Source organism: uncultured Kocuria sp. (assembly GCF_947500125.1).
Classification (GTDB): Bacteria; Actinomycetota; Actinomycetes; order Actinomycetales; family Micrococcaceae; genus Kocuria.
Window position 1 is genome coordinate 78,521 of the sequence record NZ_CANMRA010000004.1, and the last position, 24,807, is coordinate 103,327.

21 protein-coding genes are annotated in these 24,807 nt (G+C 73.6%); 16 read left to right on the plus strand and 5 right to left on the minus strand.

The window, feature by feature from the left end:
* Positions 1 to 48 precede the first annotated feature (48 nt).
* Genes Q0817_RS03950 through Q0817_RS03965 form a run of 4 tightly spaced genes read left to right on the plus strand, consistent with a single transcriptional unit; the run spans position 49 to position 3,918 of the window.
* Positions 49 to 984, plus strand: a complete 936-nt coding sequence (locus Q0817_RS03950; RefSeq protein WP_298584645.1) for an ABC transporter ATP-binding protein — start codon at positions 49 to 51, stop codon at positions 982 to 984.
* The gene (locus Q0817_RS03955; protein ID WP_298584648.1) at positions 981 to 1,829 is read left to right on the plus strand and encodes an ABC transporter permease subunit; all 849 of its coding nucleotides are present in this window, start codon (positions 981 to 983) and stop codon (positions 1,827 to 1,829) included. The genes Q0817_RS03950 and Q0817_RS03955 overlap by 4 nt, the downstream gene beginning before the upstream one ends.
* Entirely contained in the window at positions 1,826 to 3,187 is a 1,362-nt protein-coding gene (locus Q0817_RS03960) for a histidine kinase (RefSeq protein WP_298584651.1), read from the plus strand. Before Q0817_RS03955 ends, Q0817_RS03960 begins: the two co-directional genes overlap by 4 nt.
* A complete protein-coding gene (locus Q0817_RS03965) occupies positions 3,184 to 3,918 on the plus strand; it encodes a response regulator transcription factor (RefSeq protein ID WP_298584652.1) in 735 nt (244 codons plus the stop codon). Before Q0817_RS03960 ends, Q0817_RS03965 begins: the two co-directional genes overlap by 4 nt.
* A 78-nt stretch (positions 3,919 to 3,996) precedes the next feature.
* Here the strand turns inward: Q0817_RS03965 and Q0817_RS03970 are convergent, their stop codons facing one another.
* Positions 3,997 to 4,440: a hypothetical protein gene (locus Q0817_RS03970; protein WP_298584654.1), complete on the minus strand. Its 444-nt coding sequence runs from the start codon at positions 4,438 to 4,440 to the stop codon at positions 3,997 to 3,999.
* A gap of 170 nt (positions 4,441 to 4,610) precedes the next feature.
* On the opposite strand from Q0817_RS03970, the gene Q0817_RS03975 reads away from it, so the two are divergent.
* Positions 4,611 to 6,356 carry an Acg family FMN-binding oxidoreductase gene (locus tag Q0817_RS03975; protein ID WP_298584656.1) on the plus strand — a complete coding sequence of 582 codons (1,746 nt, stop codon included), beginning with the start codon at positions 4,611 to 4,613 and terminating at the stop codon, positions 6,354 to 6,356.
* Positions 6,357 to 6,387: 31 nt separating this feature from the next.
* Here the strand turns inward: Q0817_RS03975 and Q0817_RS03980 are convergent, their stop codons facing one another.
* Positions 6,388 to 7,131, minus strand: a complete 744-nt coding sequence (locus Q0817_RS03980; protein WP_298584658.1) for a FadR/GntR family transcriptional regulator — start codon at positions 7,129 to 7,131, stop codon at positions 6,388 to 6,390.
* A gap of 170 nt (positions 7,132 to 7,301) precedes the next feature.
* Positions 7,302 to 7,457: a hypothetical protein gene (locus Q0817_RS03985; protein WP_298584660.1), complete on the minus strand. Its 156-nt coding sequence runs from the start codon at positions 7,455 to 7,457 to the stop codon at positions 7,302 to 7,304.
* 183 nt (positions 7,458 to 7,640) lie between these two features.
* Between Q0817_RS03985 and eat the strand changes: the two genes are divergently transcribed.
* The 5 genes from eat (at position 7,641) to Q0817_RS04010 (ending at position 13,543) form a co-directional block, all read left to right on the plus strand.
* On the plus strand, positions 7,641 to 9,071 hold the full coding sequence (eat, locus tag Q0817_RS03990; RefSeq protein WP_298584662.1) for an ethanolamine permease: 1,431 nt from the start codon (positions 7,641 to 7,643) through the stop codon (positions 9,069 to 9,071).
* 49 nt (positions 9,072 to 9,120) lie between these two features.
* Positions 9,121 to 10,503 carry a glutamine synthetase family protein gene (locus Q0817_RS03995; RefSeq protein ID WP_298584664.1) on the plus strand — a complete coding sequence of 461 codons (1,383 nt, stop codon included), beginning with the start codon at positions 9,121 to 9,123 and terminating at the stop codon, positions 10,501 to 10,503.
* A complete protein-coding gene (locus Q0817_RS04000; RefSeq protein WP_298584666.1) occupies positions 10,484 to 11,299 on the plus strand; it encodes a gamma-glutamyl-gamma-aminobutyrate hydrolase family protein in 816 nt (271 codons plus the stop codon). Before Q0817_RS03995 ends, Q0817_RS04000 begins: the two co-directional genes overlap by 20 nt.
* Positions 11,296 to 12,654, plus strand: a complete 1,359-nt coding sequence (locus Q0817_RS04005) for an aldehyde dehydrogenase (protein WP_298584669.1) — start codon at positions 11,296 to 11,298, stop codon at positions 12,652 to 12,654. The genes Q0817_RS04000 and Q0817_RS04005 overlap by 4 nt, the downstream gene beginning before the upstream one ends.
* 112 nt (positions 12,655 to 12,766) lie before the next feature.
* On the plus strand, positions 12,767 to 13,543 hold the full coding sequence (locus tag Q0817_RS04010; protein WP_298584670.1) for a 3-oxoacyl-ACP reductase: 777 nt from the start codon (positions 12,767 to 12,769) through the stop codon (positions 13,541 to 13,543).
* Positions 13,544 to 13,662: 119 nt separating this feature from the next.
* Here Q0817_RS04010 and Q0817_RS04015 read toward each other — a convergent pair whose 3' ends face one another.
* Positions 13,663 to 14,736 (minus strand): low specificity L-threonine aldolase, encoded by a 1,074-nt coding sequence (locus Q0817_RS04015; RefSeq protein WP_298584672.1) that lies wholly within the window; start codon positions 14,734 to 14,736, stop codon positions 13,663 to 13,665.
* 103 nt (positions 14,737 to 14,839) lie between these two features.
* Here Q0817_RS04015 and Q0817_RS04020 point away from each other — a divergent pair, with 103 nt between their 5' ends.
* The 5 genes from Q0817_RS04020 to Q0817_RS04040 all read left to right on the plus strand — a co-directional run bounded on the left by Q0817_RS04020 (position 14,840) and on the right by Q0817_RS04040 (position 22,264).
* Positions 14,840 to 15,238 (plus strand): NUDIX hydrolase, encoded by a 399-nt coding sequence (locus Q0817_RS04020; protein WP_298584674.1) that lies wholly within the window; start codon positions 14,840 to 14,842, stop codon positions 15,236 to 15,238.
* Positions 15,239 to 15,386: 148 nt separating this feature from the next.
* Positions 15,387 to 15,860, plus strand: a complete 474-nt coding sequence (locus tag Q0817_RS04025; RefSeq protein WP_298584676.1) for a DUF2867 domain-containing protein — start codon at positions 15,387 to 15,389, stop codon at positions 15,858 to 15,860.
* A gap of 131 nt (positions 15,861 to 15,991) precedes the next feature.
* A complete protein-coding gene (locus tag Q0817_RS04030) occupies positions 15,992 to 19,522 on the plus strand; it encodes a proline dehydrogenase family protein (RefSeq protein ID WP_298584679.1) in 3,531 nt (1,176 codons plus the stop codon).
* 45 nt (positions 19,523 to 19,567) lie between these two features.
* Positions 19,568 to 21,418: a gamma-glutamyltransferase gene (ggt, locus tag Q0817_RS04035; RefSeq protein WP_298584682.1), complete on the plus strand. Its 1,851-nt coding sequence runs from the start codon at positions 19,568 to 19,570 to the stop codon at positions 21,416 to 21,418.
* Between the two features lie 144 nt (positions 21,419 to 21,562).
* Entirely contained in the window at positions 21,563 to 22,264 is a 702-nt protein-coding gene (locus Q0817_RS04040) for a hypothetical protein (RefSeq protein ID WP_298584685.1), read from the plus strand.
* Here the strand turns inward: Q0817_RS04040 and Q0817_RS04045 are convergent.
* The gene (locus Q0817_RS04045; RefSeq protein WP_298584688.1) at positions 22,194 to 23,459 is read right to left on the minus strand and encodes a transposase; all 1,266 of its coding nucleotides are present in this window, start codon (positions 23,457 to 23,459) and stop codon (positions 22,194 to 22,196) included. The genes Q0817_RS04040 and Q0817_RS04045 overlap by 71 nt on opposite strands.
* Before the next feature lie 264 nt (positions 23,460 to 23,723).
* Here Q0817_RS04045 and Q0817_RS04050 point away from each other — a divergent pair, with 264 nt between their 5' ends.
* Positions 23,724 to 24,776, plus strand: a complete 1,053-nt coding sequence (locus Q0817_RS04050; RefSeq protein ID WP_298584692.1) for an LLM class flavin-dependent oxidoreductase — start codon at positions 23,724 to 23,726, stop codon at positions 24,774 to 24,776.
* Positions 24,777 to 24,807 lie beyond the last annotated feature (31 nt).

Consider the following 24,807-nt stretch of genomic DNA (forward strand, 5'->3'; position numbering starts at 1 on the left):
CCCGCACGACCTCACCTGCCGAGAGGCCGGACTCCACGAAGGGCCACCATGATCGAGGCGCACGACCTCACCAAACGCTACGGAGACAGAACCGCCGTCAACGGCATCACGTTCACCGTTCCACCCGGCACGGTCACCGGCTTCCTCGGCCCGAACGGGGCCGGGAAGTCCACCACCATGCGCATGGTCGTCGGGCTGGACCGCCCCACCTCCGGACACGTGCAGGTGAACGGGCGGCCCTACGCCCGGCACCGTTCCCCGTTGCGGGAGGTCGGGGTGCTCCTGGACGCCACAGCGGTCCACCCCGGGCGCACGGCCCGGTCGCACCTGCGCACCATGGCGGCCACCCACCACATCCCCGCGCGGCGGGTCGACGAGGTCATCGAGATGACCGGCCTGGCCGGGGTCGCCCACCAGAGGGTGGGCGGGTTCTCCCTGGGCATGGGCCAACGCCTGGGCATCGCCACCGCGATGCTCGGTGACCCCCGCACCCTCATCCTCGACGAGCCGGTGAACGGTCTGGACCCGGAAGGCGTGACGTGGGTCCGGCACCTGCTGCGGTCCCTGGCCGAGGAGGGCCGCACGGTCTTCCTGTCCTCGCACCTGATGAGCGAGATGGCGCAGACCGCGGACCACATCGTGGTCATCGGCCGCGGTGAGATCATCACCTCGGGCCCGGTGCAGGAGGTGATCGACGCCGTGCAGGGCACCGCCGTGCGAGTCCGGTCCCCGCAGGCCTCCGACCTGGCCGCCCTGGTCACCGCCGGGGGAGCCACCGTGTCCTCGGAGGAGGCCGGGGCGCTCGAGATCCGCGGACTGACTCCGCAGCAGATCGGAGAGACCGCAGCCGCGGCAGAGCTGGTCCTGCACGAGCTGACCCCGGTACGGGGCAACCTCGAGGACGCCTATCTCAGTCTCACCCGGCACGCCGTGGAATATCGATCCTCTCCCGCAGTCTCCGTCGAAGAAGGTGGAAACCGATGACTTCCCTGGCCGTGTCCTCCGCTCCCGATTCCCTGCACACGGACCGCCGGATCCGTCTGGGATTCGGCGGTGTCCTCCGTGCGGAGAGCATCAAGCTGCTCTCCCTGCGCTCCACGTGGTGGACCCTGGCATCCACCGTCGTGGTGATGGCGCTGTTCGCTCTCGCCCAGGCGGCGTCCCTGCAGATGCTCGCGGAGCAGTCCGAACTCGCCGGTGCCCCCGGACCCGCCATGCAGGGGGCCGAAGTGGTCAGCGGCGGATACCAGTTCGGGATGCTCACCGTCGCCGTGCTTGGCATCCTGGCGATCACCGGTGAGTACTCCACCGGGATGATCCGCTCCACCCTGACCGCGGTCCCCTCCCGCATCCCCGTGCTGGCCGCCAAGGCGGTCGTGCTCTCGGTCCTGACCGTCGTCGTGGGCGCGGTCGGCCTGGTGGTGTCCTACGCCGTGACCCTGCCGATGCTCACCCGCCACGACCTCGTGCCTGCCCTGGACGCTCCGGACACCTGGCAGGTCTTCGGTGGCATGATCTACTTCCTGGTCACCGTCGCGCTGTTCTCCCTCGGGGCGGGAACGATCATCCAGCACAGCTCCGGGGCCATCACCACCGTTCTCGGCTTCCTGCTCCTGCTGCCCATGATCCTGCCCTACATCACCCTGGACTGGGTGCAGGAGCTCATGACCTGTCTCCCGGTCTCGGCGGCCACAGCGTTCCTGGCCCTCGACGACCGGCTCGCCCTCGCCGGGGACCTCACCCCGTGGCGGGGTGTGCTGGTCGTCGCCCTCTACCCGGCCGCCACCGTGGCCGCCGGAGCGGTGCTCCTGCACCGGCGGGACGCATGACGCCTCACCGTTCCCAGCGGGCGGCCGAACCGGTCGTCGGCGCGGCGGGAGCCGCACCGACGACCGGTCCTCCGCGCCGGCGACGCAGCTCCGCAGTGGACGCGGTCCGGGAGGCCTTCCGCGTCCACCCCTGGTGGACCGACGGCGCGCTGGCTCTGCTGTACCTGGTCGCGACAGTGGGTTCCTACCTCGTCGAGCGCGCGCTGGACGCGCCACCGCCGGTGGTCCAGCTGCTCCAGTCGCTGGTCTTCACGGTCCTGGTGCTGTTCCGCCGCCGCCTGGCAGTCGTCGGGGTCGTGCTCGTGGCCGTCACGGTGCCGGTCGTGCGCTGGTTCCAGACCGGCTGGGAGCGCAACGGGATCGACCCGGACCTGATCTCCCCGACCGGTCCGGGCGGGGACCAGGTCATCACCGTGGCCGCCTACGACCTCGGGACCCTGGCCGTCCTGCTCTACGCCGCCGCGGTCCATCGTCCGGTGCGCTCGGCGTGGGCCGCCCATGTCGTCGCGACCGTCGCGGTGCTCGGCTCGATCCTGGTCTACACCGACCGGTGGGCGTGGACGGTGGAGATCATCGCGGCGACGGCCGTGCTGCTGGCGGCCACCGCGCTCGGCCTGCAGATCCGCGTCCGGCGGGAGCGGCTCGCCGAGCTCGAGGAACGGGCCCACCGGCTCGCCCTGGAGCGTGATCAGCGGGAGCAGCTCGCGGTCGCCGCCGAACGCACCCGCATCGCCCGGGAGATGCACGACGTGCTGGCCCACTCCCTGTCCGTGATGGTCGCCCTGGCCGACGGCGCCACCGCGGCCCTGGACCGCAACCCCGACGGAGCCCGACGGGCCCTGCAGGAACTGTCCGGCACCGGCCGCACCGCCCTGGCCGACACCCGCCGCCTCCTCGGCGTGCTGCGCGCCGAGGACACGCGCGGGGGCCCCGGAGAGGCACAGGACCCGGGGGGCGCCCTGCTGGCCCCGCAGCCCGGTGCCGACCAGCTGACCGCGCTGGTCGGCCGCTTCCGCGCGGCCGGGCTTCCCGTACGACTGACCGAGTCGGGGCCACCGCTGCCGGGCGACCCGGCCCTGCAGCTGGCCGTCCACCGCATCGTCCAGGAGTGCCTGACCAACATCCTGCGCCACGACCCTCGTTCTCCCCGGATCGACGTACGACTTCGCCGCGCCGCCGGGAAGATCGTCCTCGAGGTGGACAATGACAGGGGAAGAGCCAGCGCACCCTCATCCGGCAGCGGCAGAGGCCTGATCGGCGTCCGAGAACGAGCAGCCGTCTTCAACGGATCCGTCGAGGCCGGCCCCACATCCGGCGGGTGGCGAGTGCGCGTCGTCCTGCGCTGGGAGGAAGCATGACCACGGACAGCGAGCCCCAACAGCCGCCGCACCCGGTGCGCGTCCTGCTGGTCGACGACCAGGCCCTGATCCGGATGGGCTTCGCCATGGTGCTCGACACGGAGGACGACATCGCCGTGGTCGGCGAGGCTGCGGACGGCGCCGCGGCCCTCCGGCAGGTCGCGGCGCTGCGCCCGGACGTCGTGGTCATGGACGTGCGCATGCCGGGGATGAACGGCATCGAGGCCACCGAGCGGATCATCGCCGCGGACCCCGCCACCCGCGTCCTCATCCTCACCACCTTCGACCTGGACGAGTACGCCTTCTCCGCCCTGCGCGCCGGAGCCAGCGGCTTCCTGCTCAAGGACGCCCGCCCCGCCGAACTGGCCGAGGCCGTCCGCACGGTCGCCCGCGGCGACGCCGTGGTCTCCCCCCGCGTCACCCGACGCATGCTGGAACTGTTCGCCCCGCATCTGCCCGGCCCCGGCGAGCCGGCAGCGGCCACGCACCCGCGGCTGGGCACGCTCACCGTCCGGGAGCAGGAGGTGCTCCAGCTGCTCGCCCGCGGCATGTCCAACGCGGAGATCGCTGCCGCGCTGTTCATCTCCGAGACCACGGTCAAGACCCATGTCGGCAACCTGCTGGTCAAGCTGGACGTGCGGGACCGGGTGCAGGCGGTGGTCCTCGCCTACGAGACCGGGGTCGTGCCCGGCTCCTCGACAGGTCCCGGGAGCACACCGGGGGCCGGCTGAGGCGACCGTGCCCGCCGAGGAGAGTTCCCGCTGCCCGCCACGGTGCTCTCGACACCGTGGCGGGTCCCGGCCGGCGGCTCAGCTCGAACGGGCCTCCACGGCCCTGCGGCGGACGGCTTCGAAGACCGCCGCGGAGAGCGCGTTCGGGACCCAGTAGGGCCACGGCAGCACCGGGACCAGCCCCAGCACCCACGCCTGCGCCCAGCGCAGCGCCCCGGGGACCCGGCGGCCCCGCAGCAGGTGGTAGCCCACGACCGCCTGGAAGGCGGCCGCGCCGAGGACGACGGCGGGCGCCACGGGCTCCAGCACGCCCAGCAGACGCCGGTGGGGCGGTGACCACGCGCTGTCGCGCAACCAGCCCAGCAGCCGCGGGGCGATCCGGACGGTGTGCACGGCGTTCAGCGCGGCCGAGCCGGCGAAGTACGCCCCGACGGCCCGGGTGGCCACGAGCGGTCCCCGGTGAACGGTGGGCGTCGTCGGCGCGGGGCGCAAGCCGGTGCCCCGGGGTGCGGGAAGGCCCATGGCAGTTCCTCCTCGGTAGCTCTCTCCGTGGTGGTTCTCTCCGTGTCCTGCGGTGACGACCGCGGCGGGCGCCGTCGTTGACCACGGGTGGCTCACATTCGACCATGGGTCCGTGGCCCTGTGCCAGGACGGGTGCCACGACGGGTGCCATTGAGACATCGGGGGTCGTCATGGACGTCGGGCGCAGCCTGTCGCGCAACCTGCTCGCCGCCGCGCGGATAGCGGGGCACGTCCTGACCGGTCCGCTGCTGCGGCGGCGCCGGATGGCCTGGGGGGCCACCCCCGAGGAGGTCTCTTCCACCTGGCCCGGCGACGAGCTGCTCCCCGACCCGTCCTGGACCGCCACCCACGCCGTGACCGTCGACGCTCCGCCGGAGCGGATCTGGCCGTGGCTGGCCCAGCTCGGACAGGGCCGCGGCGGCCTCTACAGCTTCGAACGCCTCGAGAACCTCATCGGCTGCCGGATGCGCAACACCGACCGGATCCTGCCCGAGCACCAGGATCTCTCGACCGTCCCCGAGATCCGTCTCGCCCCGCAGGCGGCCCTGGCCGTGGCGCACGTCGAACCGGGCCGGGACCTCGTGCTGGCCGCCCCGGGCCCCCCGAGGGCAGACCGGCGCAGCGCGGGCGGCCTGTGGTCCTTCCACCTGCGACCGGACCCGGCGGGCGGCACCCGGCTGGTCGAGCGGCTGAGCTTCCCGGCCGGGTCCACCCGGCGGGAGAGGCTGGTCACCTCCCCGGTCCTGATCGAGCCGGTCAGCTTCGTGATGAGCCAGGAGATGCTGCGCAACCTCGGGCGGCTGGCCGAAGGTCAGGCCGGGGCGGCGGCCGGTCGGCCCGAGCGGGCCGGAAGCTCCCCGGGCGGCGGGCGGCGCAGGGGGCGTTCCGCCCGCGCGTACGACGACGCCGCGGCAGCCCTGCGGCGTCCGGACCCGGGCTCCGCGCAGGACCGAGAGCTGATCCGGCTGGCCACGCTGGCCGCGTCGAGCCACAACACCCAGCCGTGGACGTTCACGGTCGCCCCGGACGCGATCACCGTCCGGGCCGACCGTTCGCGCCGCTGCCCCGTGGTCGACCCCCACGACGCCCACCTGCTCAGGAGCCTCGGCTGCGCGGCGGAGAACCTCGTCCACGCCGCCGCCGCGCAGGGCCGCGCGGCCGAGGTCGCCCTCGAGGAGGACGGGCCCGTCGTCGTGACCCTCGGCGCCCCGGGAACGGCCGCGGCGTCCCCGCTGTCGGCCGCCATCGAGACCCGGCAGTGCACCCGCGGCAGCTACGACGGCAGCTCCGTCGGCCCGGGTGACCTGGCCGCCCTCGAACGGGCCGGCAGCCTGGGGCGGGTGCGGTGCTTCCTGCTCACCGCACCCGGAGACCTCGCGGCCGTCGCCGAGCAGGTGGCCTCCGGCGACCTCGCGCAGCTGAACGACGCGGCGTTCCGCCGTGAGCTCGTGTCCTGGATCCGCTTCAACCCCGCCGCCGCACTGCGCAGCAGGGACGGGCTCACCGGGCGCACCGCCGGCCGACCTCCCGTGCCGGGCCCGGTGGGCACGGTGCTGGCGCGGCTCCTCGTCCGGGCCGGCGCCCAGGCGCGGACCGACGCCGAGCAGCTGAAGAGCTCTGCCGGCGTCGCGGTCTTCGTCGCACCGGGCGACGACCCGTCCGCATGGGTCGAGGCGGGACGGGCCTGCCAGCGGTTCGCCCTGCAGGCCGAAGCGCTCGACATCCGCACGGCCTTCGTCAACCAGCCCATCGAGGTCCCGGAGCTGCGAGCCCGGTTCGAGTCGTGGCTCGGTCTCACCAGCGAGCGCGCGCAGCTCGCCGTGCGCTTCGGCCACGGCCCGAGACTGCCCTACAGTCTGCGCCGGCCGGTCCGGGACGTGCTGACGGACCGACCGGAGGAGACTCCGGGTCCGTGAGCTCGGCGGCCCGACCCCGAAACCCCGGTGGTCACCGGGGGGCGTCGTCGTCGGGGGACCGCGCCCCGAGCCCGAGGAAGCCGCGCAGCAGCGCGGCCGTGCCCTCGAGGTGCGCGAGGGACGCGGCCCGGGCGGCGGGGGCGTCCCCCGCCAGGACGGCGTCCGCGAGCTCCCGGTGCTGGCGGTCGGAGTGCTCGAGGTTGACCGGCAGCACGGGGATCCGGTCCAGCAGGTCGCTGGCCCGCGAGCGCACCTCCGCGACGGCGCGGACCAGGCTCGGGCAGCCGCCGAGCTCGGCCACCGCGATGTGGAAGCGCGCGTCGGCGGGACGGTAGTCCTCCGGAGGGCTCTCCTCGACCTGCCGGAGGCACGCGAGCAGGTGCTCCCGGGCGGCCGCGCTGAGGGACGCCGCCGCGGCCAGCTCCGCCGCCGCGGGCTCGACGACGGCGCGGAACACGAGCACGTCCTCCACCTCCGCGGGGTCCACCGGGGGGAGGGTCTCGTCCGGCAGGGCGGTGCGGCCGGTCACGAAGGTCCCGCCGTACCGGCCGCGCACCACCTCCAGGACCCCGGCGGCCTGGAGCTCGCGCAGGGCCTCGCGGAGCGTGGCGCGGGAGATCCCGAGCATCGCCGCGGTCTCGCGCTCGGGCGGGAGCCGCTCGCCCCGGCGGAACAGGCCGAGCCGGATCGAGTCGAGGATCCGCTCCACGGCCTCCTCGAAGGCGTTGCCCTGGCGCACGGGCCGGATGAGGGGGTGCTGGACCGGGTCGCTCACAGTGGCGCTCCTCCCTGCGGTACGGCGTGCGCCCATGGTGTCACGGTCCCCGGGGAACGCCTCCGGCGGGACCCCGCCCACCGCGCCGGGCGGGTCCACGAGCAGGAGCGGCGCGCCGCCCGGTCCGGACGGCGCGCCGCTCCCTCCGGCCGGGACGGCCGGCCGAGGTCCTAGTGGGTGAGATCGATGGCGACCACGCCCACCGCGATGATCAGGGCGGCGGAGACGAGGAAGCCGGCCGCGATGGCGATGAGGGCCCAGGAGCGGGCGGAGCCGGAGCGCTGCGAGCCGGGGCGGTCAGGGGCTGAGGAGGTGGTCTGGTTCATGCCCACCATTCTGCGGCATCCGGGTGACCGGCTCCACTGCGACGCGGCCCGGTGCCCGGCCCGGCGGCCGCCCGGCCGCGCGCCGCGGGGTCTTGACGGGGCGGAGGGCAGCCCCACAGACTGTGACCACTTGCGCCATACGTCTGTTTTCAGACCTTTGTGGAACCCCGGAGGGATCGTCCCATGCCCGACTCCCCAGCACAGCCTGCCCGCACCGACGAGTACTTCCAGCACCGCCAACTCCGGTCCGGGGCCGCCGGCTGGGTGCTGCTCGCGGGCCTGGGCATCGCCTACGTCATCTCCGGGGACTTCTCCGGCTGGAACATCGGGCTCTCCGAGGGCGGGTGGGGCGGGCTGCTCATCGCCTTCGTGCTCATGGGCCTCATGTACACCTGCATGGTCTTCGGCCTCGCCGAGCTCTCCTCCACGCTGCCCACGGCTGGGGCCGGCTACGGCTTCGCGCGCCGCGCGCTCGGCCCGCTCGGCGGCTTCGCCACCGGAATGGCCGTGCTCATCGAGTACGCCGTGGCCCCGGCGGCGATCGCCACGTTCATCGGCGGCTACATCGAGGCGCTGGGCCTGTTCGGGATCACCAACTCCTGGCCGGTCTACCTCGTCACCTACCTCGTGTTCATGGGCATCCACATGTACGGGGTGGGCGAGGCGCTCAAGCTGATGTTCGGGATCACCGTGGTCGCGGTCTTCGCGCTGGGGGTGACCGTCGTCGCGCTCGTGCCGCACTTCGACGCCGCCAACCTCTTCGACATCGTCCCGAACGACGCCGTGGGGGCGAGCGCGTTCCTGCCCATGGGGTACGCGGGGGCGATGGCGGCCCTGGTGTACGGGATCTGGTTCTTCCTGGCGATCGAGGGCGTGCCGCTGGCCGCCGAGGAGACCGCCGACCCCCGCCGCGACATGCCGCGCGGGATCATCGTGGCCATGGCCTTCCTGCTGGTCTCCGGGGCTCTGATGCTCGTCCTCGTCCCCGGGGCCGCGGGCTCGGAGGCCATGAGCACCTCGGACAACCCGCTGCCGGAGGCCATCCGCACGGTCGCCGGGGCGGACAGCGTCATGGCGAACATCGTGAACTACGCGGGCCTGGCGGGGCTGGTCGCGAGCTTCTTCTCGATCATGTTCGCCTACTCCCGGCAGCTCTTCGCCCTCTCCCGGGCGGGGTACCTGCCCCGCTGGCTCTCGCTGACCGGCAAGCGCCGGACCCCGTGGGTCGCCCTCATCGTGCCCGGCACCGTCGGCTTCGTGCTGGCGGCCGTGACCGGCGACGGCGGGCTGCTCATCAACATCGCGGTCTTCGGCGCCACCGTCTCCTACGTGCTGCTGAACCTCTCCCACATCGTGCTGCGGCTGCGCGAGCCCGACCTCCCGCGCGGCTACCGCACCCCGGGCGGGGTCGTCACCACCGGCATCGCCCTGGTGCTGGCCCTCGTGGCCGTGGTCGCGACGTTCCTGGTCGACGTGCTCGCCGCGTCCATCACCGCCCTCGTCTTCGTCGTCTTCCTCGCCTACTACTGGTTCTACAGCCGCCACCGGCTCGTGGGCCACGCCCCCGAGGAGGAGTTCGCGCAGATCCGCACCGCCGAGGCGGACCTGCACTGACCACCCCACCCCCACCACCTCAGCGATCCCAGCGACGAAGGACGGACCCATGACCGAGACTCCCCAGCACCCGCGCAACGACCGGATGCTCACCGTCGAGCAGCTGCGCCGGCACGTCGCCGACGGGCTCGTGGACACCGTCGTCCTGGCCTTCACCGACATGCAGGGCCGGCTCCAGGGCAAGCTCAACCACGCACAGTTCTTCCTGGACTCGGTGCTCGACGAGGGCGCCGAGGGCTGCAACTACCTGCTGGCCGTGGACACGGAGATGAACACCGTGGGCGGCTACTCGATCAGCAGCTGGGCCTCGGGCTACGGGGACATGGAGTTCGCCATGGACCTGGACACGATCCGGCTGATGCCGCACAATCCCGGCCAGGTCATGATCCAGTGCGACCTCACCGGCCACGGCGGGCAGCCCATCCCGATGTCGCCGCGGTCCATGCTGCGCCGCCAGCTCGACCGCGCCCGGGACATGGGCTTCACCATGGTCACCGGCACCGAGCTGGAGTTCTGCGTCTACAACACCAGCTACGAGGACGCCTGGGACGGCGGCTACCGCAACCTGGTCCCGGCCAACCAGTACAACGTGGACTACTCCGTGCTGGGCTCCCAGCGGGTCGAGCCGCTGCTGCGGGAGATCCGCAACGCCATGTACGCGGCCGGGCTGACCGTCGAGTCCGCCAAGGGCGAGTGCAACCTCGGCCAGCACGAGATCGCGTTCCGCTACGACGAGGGCATGGTCACCGCCGACAACCACGTGGTCTACAAGCTGGCCTCGAAGCAGATCGCCCACCAGCAGGGGAAGTCCGTCACCTTCATGGCCAAGCCCAACGAGCGCGAGGGCAGCTCCTGCCACATCCACATGTCCCTGCGCGGACCGGACGGCGAGCTGGTCTTCTGGGACCGCGAGCGGGACGCCCGGTCCCGCACCTACGAGCACTTCATCGCCGGGGTGCTGCGGACCATGCGCGAGTTCACGCTGTTCTACGCCCCCACCATCAACTCGTACAAGCGCTTCGTGGAGGGCAGCTTCGCCCCCACCTCGGTGGCCTGGGGCGTGGACAACCGCTCCTGCGCCGTGCGCCTCGTGGGCAGCGGGCAGTCCGCCCGGATGGAGAACCGGCTCCCCGGCGGCGACGTGAACCCGTACCTGGCGCTCGCCGCGATGCTGGCCTCCGGGCTGCACGGCATCGAGCAGGAGCTCGAGCTCGAGCCGATGACCGAGGGCAACGCCTACGAGTCCGACGCCCCCGTGGTGCCCTCGACCATGCGCGAGGCCCGGGACCTGCTGGCCGGCTCGGAGCTCGCCCGGGAGCTGTTCGGCGAGGACGTCGTCGAGCACTACGTGCACTACGCCGACGTGGAGCTGGCGGCGTTCGAGGCCGCCGTCACCGACTGGGAGCTGCGCCGTGGCTTCGAGCGCCTCTGAGCCGATCGGCGCCGGCTACCGGCCGCGGATCGCCCTGACCACCTACTACCAGGAGGGCTCCTGGGGGGTCTGGAACTCCGTCGCGGCGATCGTCCCGGGCGCCTACGTGGAGGCGGTCGCCGCGGCCGGGGGCACGCCCCTGCTGCTGCCCCCGGTGGGCACGGACCCCGGGGTGCTCGAGCTCGTGGACGGTCTGATCGTCATCGGTGGCGTGGACGTGGACCCGCGGTTCTACGGCGCCGAACGGCACGAGGCGACCTCCTCCCAGCCCGCACGGGACGAGCACGACCTCGCCCTGACCCGGGCCGCGCTGGAGCGCGGGGTGCCCCTGTTCGCGATCTGCCGCGGCGCCCAGATCCTCAACGTGGCGCTCGGCGGCACGCTGATCCAGCACCTGCCGGACGTCAACGCGAACGCCGCGCGCTACCAGCCCGGACCGGGCCGGTACGGGGAGGTCGAGTTCGCCACCGAGCCGGGCAGCCGCTGCCGCGAGCTGCTGGGCGAGACGGCGTGGTCCCCGTGCTACCACCACCAGGCCCTGGAGACGGTGGCCGAGGGACTGGTCGTGACCGCCCGCGCCGAGGACGGGACGGTCGAGGCCGTCGAGACCGTCGGCGGCGGCTGGACGCTCGGCGTGCAGTTCCACCCCGAGGAGAACCGGAAGGACGCCCGCCTCTTCGAGGGGTTCGTCCGCGTGGCGCACGGCTGGGCGCAGCAGCGCACCCGGCAGGACCACCCCGGGCAGACCGGCCGGGCAGACCACGCCCCACAGCGAGAGGACACCCGCATCCCATGACCACCACGCAGATCATCGACCCCGCCACGGAGGAGGTCGTCGGCACCGTCGAGCTCACGTCCCTGGAGCAGACGGACGCGGCCGTGGAACGGGCCCGGCGGGCCTTCGAGACCTGGAGCGCCGTCGCCCCGGCCGACCGGGCCCGGCTGCTGCGCCGCTTCGCCGACGCGGTGGATGCCGACCTGGAGCACCTCGCCCGCCTGGAGGTCCGCAACGCGGGGCACACCATCGGCAACGCCCGCTGGGAGGCGGGCAACGTCCGGGACGTGCTGACCTACTACTCCGGGGCGCCCGAGCGGCTCTCCGGCCGGCAAATCCCTGCTCCGGGCGGGGTCAACATCACGTTCCACGAGCCGCTGGGCGTGGTGGGTGTGATCGTGCCCTGGAACTTCCCCATGCCGATCGCCGCCTGGGGGTTCGCCCCGGCGCTGGCCGCCGGGAACACGGTGGTGCTCAAACCGGCCGAGCTCACCCCGCTGACCGCGATCCGGCTGGGGGAGCTCGCGCTCGAGGCGGGCCTGCCCGAGGGCGTGCTCACGGTGCTGCCGGGCAAGGGCTCGGTCGTGGGGGAGCGCTTCGTGACCCACCCCGCCGTCCGCAAGGTCGTCTTCACCGGCTCCACCGACGTGGGCCGGCGAATCATGGCCGGGTGCGCGGAGCAGGTCAAGCGCGTGACTCTCGAGCTCGGCGGCAAGAACTCCAACATCGTCTTCGCCGACGCCGACCTGGAGCGGGCCGCCCTCGCCACCCCCGCCGGCGCCCTGGACAACGCCGGCCAGGACTGCTGCGCCCGCTCCCGCGTGCTCGTCCAGCGCTCCGTGCTGGAGAAGTTCCTGGAGCTGCTGGAGCCCGCCGTGCGGGACTTCGCCTGCGGGGACCCGTGGGACGAGGGCACGCAGATGGGGCCGCTGGTCTCCGCCGCGCACCGGGACTCCGTGGCGTCCTTCCTCGACGACGACGCCCCGGTCGCTTTCCGCGGCACCGCCCCCGAGGGCCCCGGCTGGTGGTTCCCGCCGACCGTGCTCACCCCGTCCCCGGACTCCCGGGTGTTCCGGGAGGAGATCTTCGGACCCGTGCTCGCGGTGGTCCCGTTCGAGGACGAGGCGGACGCCGTCCGGATCGCCAACGACACCGAGTACGGGCTCTCCGGGTCGATCTGGACCCGGGACGTCGGGCGTGCGCTGCGGGTGTCCCGCGCGGTCGACGCCGGGAACCTCTCCGTCAACTCGCACGCCTCCGTGCGCTACTGGACGCCGTTCGGCGGCTTCAAGCAGTCCGGCTTCGGCCGGGAGCTCGGCCCGGACGCCCCGCAGGCGTTCACCGAGACCAAGAACGTGTTCATCGCCACCGACTGACGCCACCGACTGACGCCACCGACCGGCGCCCCGCGCCACCGCTCGTCCCGTCCCGGGGCGACGCCCAGCACCGAACCCCCAGCACCGAGCCCCCACCACCGAAGGAGAACCCATGGAGGTCAACGCCCGCCGCCTGGTCGGCCGCAGCGCCGTCATCACGGGAGGGGCCAGCGGCATCGGTCTCGCCGCGGCCCGCCGTCTCGCCGCCGAGGGCGCGCACGTCGTCGTCGCGGACCTGAACCCGGCGGCCGGGGAGGCCGCCGCCGAGGAGGTCGGGGGGCTGTTCGTGCGCACCGACGTGGCGGACGAGGCCGACGTCATCGCGCTCTACGCGGCGACCCACGAGGCCTACGGATCGGTGGACATCGCCTTCAACAACGCCGGGATCAACCCGACCGACGACGGCTCGATCCTGGACACCGGCCTCGACGCGTGGCGGAGGGTGCAGGAGGTCAACCTCACGAGCGTCTTCCACTGCTGCAAGCACGCGATCCCGTACATGCGCGAGCAGGGGAGGGGCTCGATCGTCAACACCGCGTCCTTCGTGGCCGTCATGGGCGCGGCGACCTCCCAGATCTCCTACAGCGCCTCGAAGGGCGGGGTGCTCTCGATGAGCCGGGAGCTGGGCGTGCAGTTCGCCCGGGAGGGGATCCGGGTCAACGCCCTGTGCCCCGGCCCCGTCAACACGCCGCTGCTGCAGGAGCTGTTCGCCACGGACCCGGAGCAGGCCCAGCGCCGGCTCGTGCACGTGCCGGTCGGGCGGTTCGCGGAGCCGGAGGAGATCGCCGCGGCGGTCGCGTTCCTGGCCAGCGACGACGCCTCGTTCGTCAACGCCGCCACCTTCCTGGTGGACGGGGGGATCTCCGGGGCCTACGTCACCCCGGTGTGACCACGGTGTGACCCCTGTGTGGCCCGGGGGCCCCGGCCGACCACGCCGTGACGTGGTCGGCCGGGCCTCGGTCAGCGGGGACCACCCGGGTCGGCCGGGGCTCCTGCGGCGTCGCCGGCTCAGCGGGCGGCGGCGACCATCTCCTGGCGCAGCGCCGCCACGAACCCGTCCACGTCCTCCTCGGTGGTGTCCCACGAGCACATCAGGCGCACCTCCCCGACGGCCGGGTCCCACACGTAGAACGGCCAGCGCTCCTGCAGCCGTGCCGTGACCCCGGGCGGGAGCACCGCGAAGACCGCGTTGGCCTCGGGAGCCTGCGTCACCCGGGCACCGGGGACCTCCGCGATCCCCGCCGCCAGGCGCCGGGCCGTGGCGTTGGCCCGGCGGGCCGCCTCGAGCCACAGGTCCCCCGTGTGCAGGGCCAGCAGCTGCGCGGACACGAAGCGCATCTTCGAGGCCAGCTGGGTCGAGAGCTTGCGCACGAACCGGGGCTGGCGCACGGCGTCCGGGGTGAGCACCACGACGGCCTCCGCGCCCATCAGCCCGTTCTTGGTCCCGCCCCAGGAGACCACGTCCACGCCGGCGTCGGTGGTCAGGGCCCGCAGCGGGACGTCCAGGGCCGCGGCGGCGTTGGCGAGCCGGGCGCCGTCCAGGTGGACCGACAGGCCCAGGCCGTGGGCGTGCTCGCAGACCGCGCGCAGCTCCTCGGGCGTGTAGACGGTGCCGAGCTCCGTGGACTGGGTGACGGTGACGACGCGCGGCTGGGCGTGGTGCTCGAAGCCGAAGCCGTGCGCCTCCCGGTCGATCAGCTCCGGGGTCAGCTTCCCGTCCGGCGTGGGCACGGCCAGCATCTTCACGCCCGCGACCTTCTCGGGGGCCCCGCACTCGTCGACGTGCGCGTGGGCGGTGGCCGTGCAGATCGCCGCGTCCCAGCGGTCGGTCATCGCCGCGAGCGCCACGACGTTCGCGCCCGTGCCGTTGAACAGGGGATAGCACTCCGCCCGATCCCCGAAGTGCCGGCGGGCGACGTCCTGCAGCGCCTCGGTGTAGGGGTCGGCGCCGTAGGCCCCCACATGGCCGCCGTTGGCGGTCGCGAGGGCCTGGAGCACCTCGGGGTGGACGCCCGCGTGGTTGTCGCTGGCGAAGCCCTTCCGGGCGGGGTCGTGCAGGCGAGAGAGGACGGAGTCGGTCACGGGTGGCCCTTCCGGTGGGTCGGCAGTGCGCTCGGCGGCACTCGCACTCTACTCGCGCCCCCGTTCCGGAGCGCCCGGTGCGGGCCCTCGGTAGGGTCGGGGCATGCGCATCGTCCAGGCCGCCGCGGCGGTGGTCGTCCGGGAGGACGGCCGGCTGCTGCTGGTCCGCCGGGGCCGGGAGCCCCAGCGCGGGCGCTGGAGCGTGCCGGGCGGGTCGGTGGAGCCCGGGGAGACGCCGGCGCAGGCGGCGGTCCGGGAGACGCTCGAGGAGACCGGGGCCCGCGTGCGGGCCGAGCGGGAGCTCGGCACGGTCCGCGTCCCGGCCGGCGCGGGACTCGTGTACGAGGTGCACGACGTCGCCGCGACCTATCTCGGCGGGACGCTGCGCCCCGGTGACGACGCCGACGCCGTGCGCTGGGTCGCCCCGGAGGAGCTGCCCCGGCTGGAGACCACCGACGGCCTGCTGGAGCACCTCGCACGGTTCGGGGTCCGCCCGGCCTGAGCCCCGGGCCCGTCCGGACCGGATCCCGGGACCTCGTCCCCGCCCGGACGGGGTCCCCGGTGGCCGTCCCCCGCCCGGGCCGGACCCCTGGAGGCCGTCCCCCGCCCGGCCTCTCGTCCCGGCCCGGAGCGCGTGCTTGGATAGGGGCATGGCACAGACGCGGGGCTTCTACGTCGACACCGTGGAGCGCACGACCACGGCGGACCGGGACGCGGTGTGGGCGGTCGTCGAGGGCATCGGCGGCGAGCGCGGGTGGTACAGCACGGACCGCGTGTGGGCCGCCCGCGCCACGGCCAACCGCCTGGGCCTGCCGCCCGGGCGGCTGCGCCACCGCGAGGACCCGGACCACCTCTCGGCCGGGGAGCGCCTGGACTGGTGGACGGTCGAGGCCCTCGAGCCGCCGCGGCGGCTGAGGCTGCGGTCCCTCGTGCGGATGCCGGGGGACGCCTGGCTGGACATCTGCCTGGAACCGGGACCGGACGGGACCCTCGTCTACCGCCAGACCACGGTGTTCCGCCCGGCGGGCGCGGCGGGGCGCGCCTACTGGTACGCCATGCTCGCCCCGCACAAGGCCGTCCTCGGCCGGCTCGCCACGGACATCCTGCGGCAGGCGGGCGGATAGGGGCCTTCCGCCCCGGCCGCTCCGGCCGTAGCGTGGACTCACCGGCCACCGTGACGCCCGGTGGACGCGGCCGGTGGCCGAGGGTGTGCCTCGGCACCGCTGCCGGGCGGAGCCTTCAGGAGAGTGCCGCCATGACCGCCGACGCCCCGTCCGTCCCCGACTCCCGCGCCCTGGCCGACGAGGCCGTCGCCCTGGTCCGCGAGTGGCTCATCCGCGCCGCCGAGGGCCGCCGGCACCGTGACGGCGCGGCCGACCGGCTCGCCACCGTCCTCCAGGACCCCCACGGGCTGGAGTTCACGGTCGGCTTCGTGGACCGGGTGGTGCGCACCGAGGACGTGCGGGCCGCCGGGCGGGCCCTGAACGCGCTCGCCGAGATCGTGCCCCGCACCATGCCCGTGGCGGACCGCGCGCAGATCCGGCTCGGCGCCGCCCTCTCGGGCAGGGCGCCTCAGATCGTCGTCCCCGCGGCCCGCACCCGCCTCCGCCAGCTCGTGGGGCACATGATCGTGGACGCCCGCCCCAAGGCCTTCGGACAGGCGGTGAAGAAGCTGACGGCCCAGGGCCACCGCCTCAACATCAATCTCCTCGGCGAGGAGGTCCTCGGCGAGGAGGAGGCGGACAAGCACCTCGCCGACGCCGCCGCGCTGCTGGACCGGGACGACGTCGACTACGTGTCCGTCAAGGTCTCCTCCGTGGTCCCGCAGCTGTCCCACTGGGGCTTCGAGGGGACCGTGGCGAAGGTCGTCGAACGGCTGCTGCCCGTCTACCGCGCCGCGGCGCAGGCCCCGGCCGGGAGCAAGTTCATCAACCTCGACATGGAGGTCTACTCCGACCTGCACCTGACCACCGAGGTGTTCACCCGCCTCCTGGAGCACCCGGAGCTGCGGGGGCTCGAGGCGGGGATCGTGGTCCAGGCCTACCTGCCGGACGCGCTCGCGGTGGTCCGGCGGCTCTCGGCGTGGTCCGCTGAGCGGGTCGAGGCCGGGGGCGCGGGGATCAAGGTCCGGCTCGTGAAGGGCGCGAACCTCCCCATGGAGCGCGTGGACGCCGAGCTGCACGGCTGGCCCGTGGCCACGTGGAGCAGCAAGCAGGAGACCGACACCAACTACAAGCGGGTCCTCGACTGGCTGTTCGTGCCCGGGCGGATGACGGGGCTGCGGCTGGGGGTGGCCGGGCACAACCTCTTCGACATCGCCTTCGCCCACCTGCTCGCCGAGCGCCGCGGCGTGACGGACCGGATCGAGTTCGAGATGCTCCAGGGCATGGCGGTCGAGCAGGCGCGGGCCGTGAGCGCCGACGTCGGGCAGCTGCTGCTCTACGTGCCCGCCGTGCGCCCGGCCGAGTTCGACGTGGCCGTGTCCTACCTCGTGCGCCGGCTCGAGGAGAACGCCTCGCACGAGAACTTCATGTCGGGGATCTTCGAGCTGGCCCCCGACAACGAGATCTTCGCGCGGGAGGAGCAGCGGTTCCGCGCGGCCCTCGAGGCGCTGGACCCGCAGGAGGACGCCGCCCCGGCCCCCGCCCGCGCCCAGGACCGCACCGTGCCCGACGCCGGGTCCGCGCACCTGCCGCTCGAGGAGCCCTTCCGCAACGAGCCGGACACCGACGTCTCCGTCCCCGCGAACCAGTCGTGGGCGGAGGAGATCGCGGCCCGGATCGGGGACCGGCAGTGGTACGAGGCCCTGCCCGTGCCCGATCCCGTCGACGCGGAGGACGTGGAGCGGCTCGTGACCACGGGGCGGGCCGCCGCCGAGGGGTGGCACGCCCGCGGCGCCCACGAGCGCGCGGAGATCCTCAACCGGGCGGCCGACGTCCTGGCCGCCCGCCGGGGGCACCTGCTGGCCGTGGCCGGCGCGGAGGCGGGCAAGACCCTGGGCCAGTCGGACCCGGAGGTCTCGGAGGCCATCGACTTCTGCCGCTGGTACGCCCGCCGCGCCCTCGAGCTCGAGACCGTGGACGGCGCCCGGTTCGTCCCGGACCGGCTCGTGCTGGTCACCCCGCCGTGGAACTTCCCGCTGGCGATCCCCACCGGCTCCACGGTCGCGTCCCTCGCCGCCGGCGCCGCCGTGCTGCACAAGCCCGCCCCCGAGGTCCGGCGCTGCTCGACCGCGGTGGTCGAGGCGCTGTGGGAGGCCGGGGTGCCGCGGGACGTGCTCCAGCTCGTCGACTCCGTCGAGGGGGAGGTGGGGCAGGCCCTCGTCTCCCACCCCGGGGTGGACCGCATCGTCCTCACCGGCGCCTACGAGACGGCCCAGCTCTTCCAGTCCTGGCGGTCGGGGCGGCCGATGACGGCGGAGACCTCGGGCAAGAACGCCCTGGTCATCACCCCCAGCGCGGACCGGGACCGGGCCGTGTGGGACCTCGTGACCAGCGCGTTCGGCCACGCCGGGCAGAAGTGCTCGGCGGCCTCCCTCGGCATCCTCGTGGGCAGCGTGGCGGAGTCCGAGCGGTTCCGCCGGCAGCTGCTCGACGCCGCGTCCTCGATGGTCGTGGACTGGCCGCAGAACCTGCAGGCGTCGGTGGGCCCGGTGATCTCCGAGCCCGGCGACAAGCTGCACCGCGCCCTGACCCGCCTCGACCCGGGGGAGCAGTGGCTGCTCGAGCCGCGGCAGCTCGACGACACCGGGCGGCTGTGGCGGCCCGGCATCAAGACGGGGGTGGCCCCGGGCTCCTTCTTCCACCGCACCGAGTGCTTCGGCCCCGTCCTGGGGCTGATGGAGGCCGCGGACCTGCAGGAGGCGCTCGCGCTGCAGAACGCGGTCGAGTACGGGCTGACCGCCGGGCTGCACTCCCTCGACCCGGAGGAGATCAGCACGTGGGTGGAGCTCGTCGAGGCGGGCAACCTCTACGTCAACCGCGGCATCACCGGGGCGATCGTCCAGCGCCAGCCCTTCGGCGGTTGGAAGAAGTCCTCGGTGGGGCTGGGGGCCAAGGCCGGCGGACCGAACTACCTGGCCCAGCTCGGCTCGTGGCAGAAGGCCCCGTTCGAGGAGGACCCGTCCGGGGAGACCGGCGCCGAGCCCTCCGAGGCCGTCGCCCACCACCTCGCCGCGCTCCGGCCCCTCGTGCCCGAGGCGGACGCCGCCTGGCTGACGGCCTGCGCCGAGCAGGACCAGGCGTGGTGGGACCGGGAGTTCGGCCGCGCCCACGACCCCACCGGCCTGGAGTGCGAGGCCAACCTGTTCCGCTACCGCCCGCGCGACGTCGTCGTGCGGGCGGCCGAGGACGCCCCCCTCACGGACGTGATCCGGGTGGGGCTCGCCGCGGTGCGCTCCGGCGCGCGCGCCGTCCTCGCCCCCGCGGACGAGGTCCCCGCGGAGGTGCAGGAGCTGTTCCGCTCCGTGCTGGACCCCTGCGGGGACGAGGCCTTCGCCCGGGTCGCCGCGGACTGGGCCGACCCGAGCGGGTCCGGACGGATCCGGGTCGTGGGCACCGCGCCCGGCCTCGCCGAGGCGCTCGCCGAGCGGCCCGAGATCGCGCTGCTCGCGGACCCGGTGGTCGGCGCCTCCCGGGTGGAGATGCTCCCGCTGCTCGCGGAGCAGGCCGTCTCCGTCACGATGCACCGCTTCGGCAACCCCTCGACGGACGCCGAGACGGTGGTGCACCGGATGATCGCGTCCTCGCCGGGCCTGGGCACGCCGGCGCCACCGGCCGACATGTAGGCGTTTCCCCTGGTGGCGGCGGCGGGCCGGTGCCAGCATGAGCCCATGCGCGCATCCCTGAGGTACCTCGCACTGGGTCTGGCCGGAGCGCTCGGCGTCTCCGGCACCGTTCTCTCCGGCACCGCGGCCGTCGCGCACGACGACCGGCAGCACGGGGGCCGGGGTTCGCCCGTCACCGCCGAGCTGCCCAAGGTCCCCACCATGACCGGCGGCGGCGGCGCGGTCTCCTCGGTGGACCCCCTCGCGAGCCAGGTGGGCATCGACGTGCTCGAGCGGGGCGGCACCGCCGCGGACGCCGCCGTGGCGGCGGCCGCGACCCTGGGCGTCACCGAGCCGTACTCCGCGGGCATCGGCGGCGGCGGGTTCTTCGTGCACCACAGCGCGGAGACTGGCGAGATCCGCACGATCGACGGGCGCGAGACCGCGCCGGCCACATTCACGCAGGACGAGTTCCTGGGCGACGACGGCGAGCCCCTCGACTTCGACACCGTGGTCAGCTCCGGGAAGTCGGTGGGCGTGCCGGGCACCCTGGCCACCTGGGAGACCGCGGCCGAGGAGTTCGGGACCATGGACCTGCACGACCTGCTGCGGCCCGCGGAGCAGATCGCCGCCCGCGGTTTCGTGGTGGACGAGCACTTCCAGGAGCAGACCGCGGCCAACGCCGAGCGCTTCGGGAAGTTCCCGGAGACCGCGCAGCTGTTCCTGCCCGACGGCGAGGCGCCCGAGGTCGGGACCGTGTTCCGCAATCCCGACCTCGCCCGCACCTACCACTCGATCCGGCACGAGGGCACCGACGTCTTCTACGAGGGGGCGATCGGCCGGGCGGTCGTCGACGAGAGCCGTCGGCCGACCACCGCTGAGGGCGTGGAGGTGCTCGCCGGGGAGCTGACCCCGGCGGACCTGGAGTCCTACGAGGCCCTGCTCAAGGAGCCCACCCACACCGAGTACCGGGGCCTGGACGTCTACGGCATGGGCCTGCCCAGCTCCGGCGGCATCACGGTGGCCGAGACCCTGAACCTGCTCGAGGCCTACGACGAGCGCACGGGGACCGGTCTCGCCGAGGTCTCCGAGACCCAGTACCTGCACCGCTTCTCGGAGGCGAGCGCCACGGCCTACGCGGACCGCAACCGGTGGATCGGGGACGTCGAGGGCGTGCCCGTCGAGGAGCTCACGAGCCAGGAGTTCGCCGACGAGCGCGCCTGCCGCTTCGACCCCGAGGCGGCCCAGGAGCGCCCCGTCCCGTTCGGGGAGCCCGACGGGGAGTACGCCGAGTGCGGGGCGCCCGGAGCCCGCCAGCCGGAGCCCGCCGGGGGCGTCTCGACCACCCACCTCAACGTGGCCGACCGGTGGGGCAACGTGGTCTCCTACACCCTCACCATCGAGCAGACCGGCGGCTCCGGGATCACGGTCCCGGAGCACGGGTTCCTGCTCAACAACGAGCTGACCGACTTCAGCTTCGCGCCCGTCACCGAGGGCGTGCCGGACCCGAACCTGCCGGGTCCGGGCAAGCGGCCCCGCTCGTCGATGAGCCCCACGATCGTGCTGAAGGACGGGGAGCCGTGGATGTCGGTGGGCACGCCCGGCGGCGCCACGATCATCACCACGGTGGCGCAGATCCTCACCGGGCACGTGGACCGGGATCTCGCCCTCGTCGACGCCGTGGCCGCGCCGCGGCTGAGCTCGCGCAACGGGGCGGAGGAGGCCGACCTCGGCCTGGCCGACTCCGAGGTCGGCCGGCAGCTGAGCGGGCTGGGCCACGAGCTGGTCCCACCCCCGCGCCGCTGGATCGGCAACGCCTCGGCGCTGCGGATCCTCGGCGGCGACCGCTTCGAGGCGGCGGCCGAGACCGAGCGCGGCTACGGCGGCTCCGCGATGGTGGTGCATCCCGAGCCGTGACCCCGTCCCGCCGGTGACGTCCCGCCGGTGACGTCCCCGGGCCCCGTCCGCTTCGGACGGGGCCCGGGGACGTGCCGGGAACGCCCTACGCTGGGTCCGGACCGCGCGTCCCGCACCAGTCCCGTCCGACCCAGGAGCCGCACCGTGTTCAGCCACCCGCCCGCCGACCGTCCCGGCCCCTCCGAGCCCGTGGTTCCGGGGGACCCCGCCCTGGACGACCGGTGGCGGGCGGCGACGGCCGGCTGGCGCCCGTCCTCGATCCGCCCCTCGACCGTCCGCTCGGGCGAGCCCGACCGGACCCGGGCGTGGGTGCGCCACGCCTGGGAGGGCCTCGACAGTCCGTCCGCCGGACCGGAGGACGACGACGGGATTGGCCGGCGGGTGCGCGACCTCTTGACCGTCGCCGCGCTGTTCGCCCTCCAGGAGCGCTTCCTGGCCGTCGCCGCCGGCGAGCCGGTCCCGGCCGAGGTCCCCGACCCCCGCCGGGACGGCGCACGCCTGGGGGACGACGAGGTCCTGGCGGTCGTGCGGCGGACGTGGGAGATCGACCCCGCGGAGCGGGGCGCGGACGGGTTCGCGGCGGAGCTCACCGGTTTCCTGCAGGACCACCTGGACGAGCTCGCGGAGGAGGTCCGCGAGCGGCTGGTGGACCGGCGCGGTCCCACCCAGGTGTTCGCCGAGCTGTGGAGCCTCGAGCACGTGGACGAGCTCGAGCCCGCCGAGCAGGAGGGGGTGCCGCCGTTCCCGCTGTCCACCGACGACATCGCGTGGATCGTCAGCGGGGTCCCCGGCCCCGAGAAGCACACCGCGTGGGAGTGGCTGACCCGGTCAACGACTCGGCCCTGAACGGCCGGGCTTGCTGCTCTGGTGTCCCGGCTGGCTGTCGGGGGCAGGCTGCATCATGGGACGGTTGACTGCGCCCCCACATCTGCTGACCACGGGCGGCGATGTTGATCGCGGCGTTGTGGTCGGCGTGCAACGACACGCCACAGGAAAGGCAGGCGAAACTCGCCTGGTCGGTCCGGTTCTTCTTCTCCACGTGCCCGCACCCGGAGCACTGCCGGGAGGTGTTGGCCGGGTCGACCTGGACGAAGGTGACCCCGGCGCGTTCGGCCTTGTAGATGAGGAAGGCTCCGAGTTGGGCGAAGGCCCAGGAGTGGAACGTCGAGCGTTGCGGCTTCCGGTGCCGTACCCGGGTCCTGATGCCGGTCAGGTCCTCGACCGCCACCCCTCTCCCGGTGCGTTCAGCCGTCTCGACGATGTGCTTGCTGATTCGGTGGTTGACGTCGCGCACGAAGCGTTGCTCGCGCCCGGATCGCTTTTTCAATCGGCGTGTGGCGGATTTCGTGCCGCGGACTTGCAACGATCGGCGGACCGCCAGATTCGTCTTCCGCCGGGCAGTGACAGCCCCGCCGGACCAGTTGGTCCCGTCGGAGCTGGTAGCGATGTTCACGATCCCCATATCCACTCCGAGGAACCCATCTGGTTCGGTGACCTTCGGGGTGGGGATGTCGATGGTGGCGGCCAGGAACCACCGCCCGGCCCGGTCGTGGATCAAGTCCGACTCGCCCTTGCGGTGGGCTGCTACCAGCACCAGGTGCTCGGGAGCCCCTGTGAAGGGCACGATTTTCCGACCCTCGAGGGTCCAGATCGACACCGTGCGCGCCTGGTGATCCCAGGACAGGACGCGGTCGTCGTAGGGCTGGGCCGCATGCGGGCGGAACACGACAGAGGTGCCCATGATGCGCTGGTAGCGGGCACCGTCCTTGGGCCCGTAGCGACCCGCCCGGGCGTTTGCCGTGCGCGTGGCGTAGGCGTCGGCGACCTTCTTGATCACGTGCTGAGCGGTTTGCGAGGACAGGCCCTCCTCCCGCAGCGGCTGGTAGGTGATCTTGCGCAGGTCCCAGTTACGGAACACCCCCCGGGCCTGCGCGGTGGTAGCGACTTGCGTGGCGGCGATGTTGCATAGCACCAGGGTGCGCCCCAGCACGTCACCTGCCTGGTCGTCGGGGAGCAAACGGACTTTCACAACCGTCTTCACAGATCCCACAATAGGGTTCTCCGCAGACACCATAGGCGGGCATCTTGGGCGGGGCGTGAGCGGAGGTTGCCGAGCACCAGAGACGCCCTGATCGATGCGCTCCTCCCGCCCCTGACTGGCCGGGATTCCACGCTACCTTTCACGCTGAACTCGGACCGCCCGACCGCAGCGGGGGAGCGGCCACGGTGACGCGGCCCCGGAATAAGGACGTCCGACGGAGACTTTTATGGATGTATCCACAAAATCTGCGACGAGGAGCCCCGCATGACCATCCAGCTCGGCCTCAACACCTTCGGCGACCTCTACCCCGGGCCGGACGGGCGGCTGCTCAGCGGGGCGCAGGTGATCCGCAACGTCGTGGCCGAGGCCGTGCTGGCCGACCGGGTGGGCCTGGACTTCTTCGGCATCGGGGAGCACCACCGGGAGGACTTCGCGGTCTCCTCGCCCGAGACCGTGCTCGCCGGCATCGCCACGGTCACGGAACGGATCCGCCTGGGCTCCGCGGTGACGGTGCTCAGCTCCGACGACCCGGTGCGCGTCTACCAGCGCTTCGCCACCGTGGACGCCCTCTCCTCCGGCCGCGCCGACGTGATCCTGGGCCGCGGCTCCTTCACCGAGTCCTTCCCGCTGTTCGGCTACCCGCTGGACGAGTACGAGGCGCTGTTCGAGGAGAAGCTGCAGCTGTTCGACCGGCTCCGCACCGAGGGCAGGATCGACTGGCAGGGCCGGCTGCGCGCGCCGATCCAGGGCCTGGAGGTGTACCCCAAGACCGAGGCCGGCGCGCTGCGCACGTGGATCGCCGTGGGCGGCTCGCCGAACTCGGTGGTGCGCGCCGCCCACTACGGGCTGCCCGTCATCTTCGCGATCATCGGCGGCAGCCCCGCGGCCTTCGCGCCCTTCGCCGACTACTACCGCCAGGCCCTCGAGCACTTCGGCAAGGAGCCGCAGCCCGTGGCGTTCCACTCCCCGGGCTACGTGGCGGAGACCGACGAGCAGGCCCGCGAGGAGTTCTTCCCGCACCAGGCCTACACGCACGCCCGGATCGGCAGGGAGCGCGGCTGGGGTCCGCTGACCCGCGCGGAGTTCGACACGATGTGCGGACCGGAGGGCGCCTACTTCGTGGGCTCGCCGGAGACGGTCGCCCGCAAGATCGTGCGGTCCTCGGCGGCTCTGGGCGCCTCCCGCTTCGACCTCAAGTACGCGGTGGGCACCCTGGACCACGCCCGGATGAGCCGCAGCATCGAACTGTTCGGCACCGAGGTGCGCCGCTACGTCGAGGACATGACCGCCGACCTGCCCCAGGGCGCCACCGCGTAGACCCGCTCCCGTGGCCGCCGGCCCCGTGCGG